This is a genomic window from Methyloversatilis sp. (assembly GCF_030698125.1).
Classification (GTDB): domain Bacteria; phylum Pseudomonadota; class Gammaproteobacteria; order Burkholderiales; family Rhodocyclaceae; genus Methyloversatilis.
The window spans coordinates 1-3,614 of sequence record NZ_JAUYNV010000044.1 but is presented as its reverse complement, the minus strand read 5'-3'; the positions used below and the strand labels follow the sequence as shown (position 1 = coordinate 3,614).

5 protein-coding genes are annotated in these 3,614 nt (G+C 62.0%); 1 reads left to right on the top strand and 4 read right to left on the bottom strand.

What is annotated here, in order from left to right:
* Positions 1–797: 797 nt before the first annotated feature.
* The 4 genes from Q8Q80_RS14935 to Q8Q80_RS14920 form a co-directional block, all read right to left on the bottom strand.
* On the bottom strand, positions 798–1,208 hold the full coding sequence (locus tag Q8Q80_RS14935) for a type II toxin-antitoxin system VapC family toxin (protein ID WP_305633667.1): 411 nt from the start codon (positions 1,206–1,208) through the stop codon (positions 798–800).
* Positions 1,208–1,438, bottom strand: coding sequence for an antitoxin (locus Q8Q80_RS14930; RefSeq protein WP_257098372.1), 231 nt, complete (start codon positions 1,436–1,438; stop codon positions 1,208–1,210). Before Q8Q80_RS14930 ends, Q8Q80_RS14935 begins: the two co-directional genes overlap by 1 nt.
* Before the next feature lie 179 nt (positions 1,439–1,617).
* Positions 1,618–2,028, bottom strand: coding sequence for a putative toxin-antitoxin system toxin component, PIN family (locus tag Q8Q80_RS14925; protein ID WP_305633666.1), 411 nt, complete (start codon positions 2,026–2,028; stop codon positions 1,618–1,620).
* Entirely contained in the window at positions 2,021–2,272 is a 252-nt protein-coding gene (locus Q8Q80_RS14920; protein WP_305633665.1) for a type II toxin-antitoxin system Phd/YefM family antitoxin, read from the bottom strand. The genes Q8Q80_RS14925 and Q8Q80_RS14920 overlap by 8 nt, the downstream gene beginning before the upstream one ends.
* A 470-nt stretch (positions 2,273–2,742) precedes the next feature.
* Here Q8Q80_RS14920 and gmd point away from each other — a divergent pair.
* On the top strand, positions 2,743–3,614 hold an 872-nt coding region (gmd, locus tag Q8Q80_RS14915), incomplete at its 3' end, for a GDP-mannose 4,6-dehydratase (protein WP_305633664.1).

The following is a 3,614-nucleotide window of genomic DNA, read 5'->3' as shown; positions in this document are numbered from 1 at the left end:
CCTACGAACGGCAAGACTGTCGCTGTTTCTCGTAGGAGCCTGCCCCTGCAGGCGATTCCAGTCTTTGAAAACGTGATGGTGCATGAGCAACGTGCGCATCGCGGACAGGGTCCGCTCCGAACGGCAACACCGTCGCTGTTTCTCGTAGGAGCCGTCCCACGGTCGGCCCTGCATGGCCGACCGGCTCTGCGGGCGGCGAGCGGTGCTCGCCGAAACCCCCGCTCCGCCCCTGCAGGCGATGCGGTCTTCGGACACGCGACATCGCTTGCTCGACGCGCGCATCGCGGACAGGGTCCGCTCCTACGAACGGCAACACCGTCGCTGTTTCTCGTAGGAGCCTGCCCCGCAGGCGATTCCAGTCTTTGAAAACGTGATGGTGCATGAGCAACGCGCGCATCGCGGACAGGGTCCGCTCCTACGAACGGCAAGACTGTCGCTGTTTCTCGTAGGAGCCTGCCCCTGCAGGCGATTCCAGTCTTTGAAAACGTGATGGTGCATGAGCAACGTGCGCATCGCGGACAGGGTCCGCTCCTACGAACGGCAAGACTGTCGCTGTTTCTCGTAGGAGCCGTCCCACGGTCGGCCCTGCATGGCCGACCGGCTCTGCGGGCGGCGAGCGGTGCTCACCGAAACCCCCGCGCCGCCCCTGCAGGCGATGCGGTCTTCGGACACGCGACATCGCTTGCTCAACGCGCGCATCGCGGACAGGGTCCGCTCCCACAGGGATCACGCCTACAGAAGCCACGATCGCTGTCATGGTCGATGAGCGAAGAGCCGGTCGCAAGCGGGCCGAGGGCTCATGCGACGACCCAGTTCTCGATCTGCAGTCCCTCGACTCGGCTGAACTCACGCTCCTTGTTGGTCACCAGCACCCAACCTTCGGCGCGTGCGTGGGCGGCGATCCAGAGGTCGTTGTTGCCGAAGGGCAGGCCCGACACCTCCAGTTGCGCACGTATCTGGCCGTAGTGCCGACCGATGGCTTCGTTCACGGGTGCCACGCGTATGCTGGCTTCGAGCCTGGCGATCGTTGCCAGCGACTTGTCTCGCGCCTGACTTTTCTCGGCACCGTGGCGCAGCTCACCCAAAGTGATCACGGACATCGCCAATTCGCTCGCACCGTGTTGCTCGAAGCGCGCGCGCACCGCAGGCGGATTGTGTTTGGCTATGTAGATGCAGATAGTCGTATCAAGCAGATAGCACGCCGCCATCAAAGCTCTTCCCGACGCTGGGGCAGGGGGTCTTCGCGCCCCTCTTTCATGAAGTCGTCGGGCAACTCCGTGAGCACATCGAAGATCGATGCCGCGCTCGCCGGGCGGGCACGCAAAACCACTTCATCGCCTCGCCGGAAGATTTCAACCTGATCCACGTTGAACCGGAATTCCTTCGGCAGGCGCACCGCCTGACTGTTGCCCGATGTAAAGACACGCGCGTAGGCCACGACAGTTCTCCCGCAAGATGTGGATACTCGAAGTATATACAAAGTAGGGCGCAGGCGGCGCTCCCGGGAAACGCCATCCAAGCCGCGATAGTGCTGTGACCATCGCAGCGCGAAGTGCCTATCGCGGCGGGGCAGCCGCTCCCACAATGCGCCGCTCCAATGGAAGCCGCGCGCGGCTACTAGACCATGACAACGAAGTCAGCAGGCGACAAAATCGAAATGCCGTGAAATGGATGCAACACCAGCAAATCCCGATCACCGGTCACGATGGCTTCCGCTTCCCCGTTGAGGGCAACATGCAGGAATTTGTCGTCTTTCGGGTCGCGGCACGCGGTGACGCGGTGGGTGATGTTCACCATCCGCGCGACCCCGCCGAGAAGTCGGACAAACTGGACACGGTCGGCGACCGACACATAGCGGTCGAACTTCGGTCGGCTGATTACCTCGGCCAACTCGCTCATGGTTTCTTCGGAGACCAGCACCACTCCCCGGGCCAGCGCATGGTCGACTGCGCGGGCTGCGGCGCCGGTTGGCAGAAGCAGCCGACTGATCAGCGCGTTTGTGTCGAGAACCCAGCGGCGCTCAGGCATCGTCGGCGAGCAGGCCGGCGAGTATGGCTTCGTCGATGCCGGCTTCTACCGCCCGAGCGCCCACCCGGTCGCAAAAGCGCTGGAACTCGCTCTTGTTGAGCCGCGTGAGCCGCTCGTACTCTTGCATCGACATCACCACCGCCACGTCGCGCTTCTGCCGCTGAATCGCAATGGGCTCGCGAGCGGCGGCATCAATCAATGCAGCGAAGCCCTGTTTGGCTTCGCTTGCTGCAATGGTTTTCATGACAAGCCCTCCATGTGACGAGGAAAGATTAATACATTTTGTACGATTTATACGAACTGTACGTCACCGGCGATCCAGGTCGACAGTGAGGTCAGCCCAGCCAGTTCGCTCAGCACGCCGCGAGCAGTGCAGTTTTTGTGAGAGCGACGCTCCCAGTTAGCTCGGCAAGCCCTCAAGCGCAGGGACTGTGGGAACGACGGCCCCGTCGCGATCGGTGCCACGACCATCGCACCGCTTGTCAGCATCCGCCGACACTGCACCGTCACTTGACCGCAACCGTGACGTAGTACTCTGCACAAGGTTGCACTGCAACATACATCCGGCTACTTTCGGGACTGTCACATTTCGTGAGGTGTTGCGCTTCAAGCAGCGTTCCACCAAGGCCATACTAGTTCGCGGAAAGTAGCCGAACAGCTGTTTCGGTTCCCCATCACAGATTACTAAATTCAAGTACGCCGTTAATCGATTCAATGACCAAAACCGCACTCATCACCGGCGTCACCGGCCAGGACGGCGCCTACCTGGCCGAATTCCTTCTCAAGAAGGGCTACGAGGTGCACGGCATCAAGCGCCGCTCCTCGCTCTTCAACACCGACCGCATCGACCACCTGTACGAAGACCCGCACGTCGATAACCGCAAGTTCATCCTGCACTACGGTGACCTGACCGATTCGACCTCGCTGGTACGCATCATCCAGGCCGTGCAGCCGGACGAAATCTACAATCTGGCCGCCCAGTCGCACGTGGCGGTGAGCTTCGAAGAGCCGGAATACACCGCCAACGCCGACGGCATCGGCGCGCTGCGCATCCTCGAAGCGATCCGCATCCTCGGGCTGGAAAAGAAGACGCGCTTCTATCAGGCTTCGACCTCCGAGCTCTACGGCCTGGTGCAGGAAATCCCGCAGAAGGAAACCACGCCCTTCTATCCGCGCAGCCCGTACGCCTGCGCCAAGCTCTACGCCTACTGGATCACCATCAATTACCGCGAGGCCTACGGCATCTACGCCTGCAACGGCATCCTGTTCAACCACGAGTCGCCGGTGCGCGGCGAAACCTTCGTCACGCGCAAGATCACGCGCGCCATCGCGCGCATCGCGCTCGGGCTGCAGGACTGCCTGTACCTCGGCAACATGAGTGCCTTGCGCGACTGGGGCCATGCACGCGACTACATCGAAATGCAGTGGCTGATGCTGCAGCAGGACGTGGCGGAAGACTTCGTCATCGCCACCGGCGTGCAGTACAGCGTGCGCCAGTTCGTCGAATTCGCCGCCGCCGAGCTGGGCATCACGATCCGCTTCGAAGGCGAGGGCGAGCAGGAGGTGGGCATCGTCGCAGCCATCAC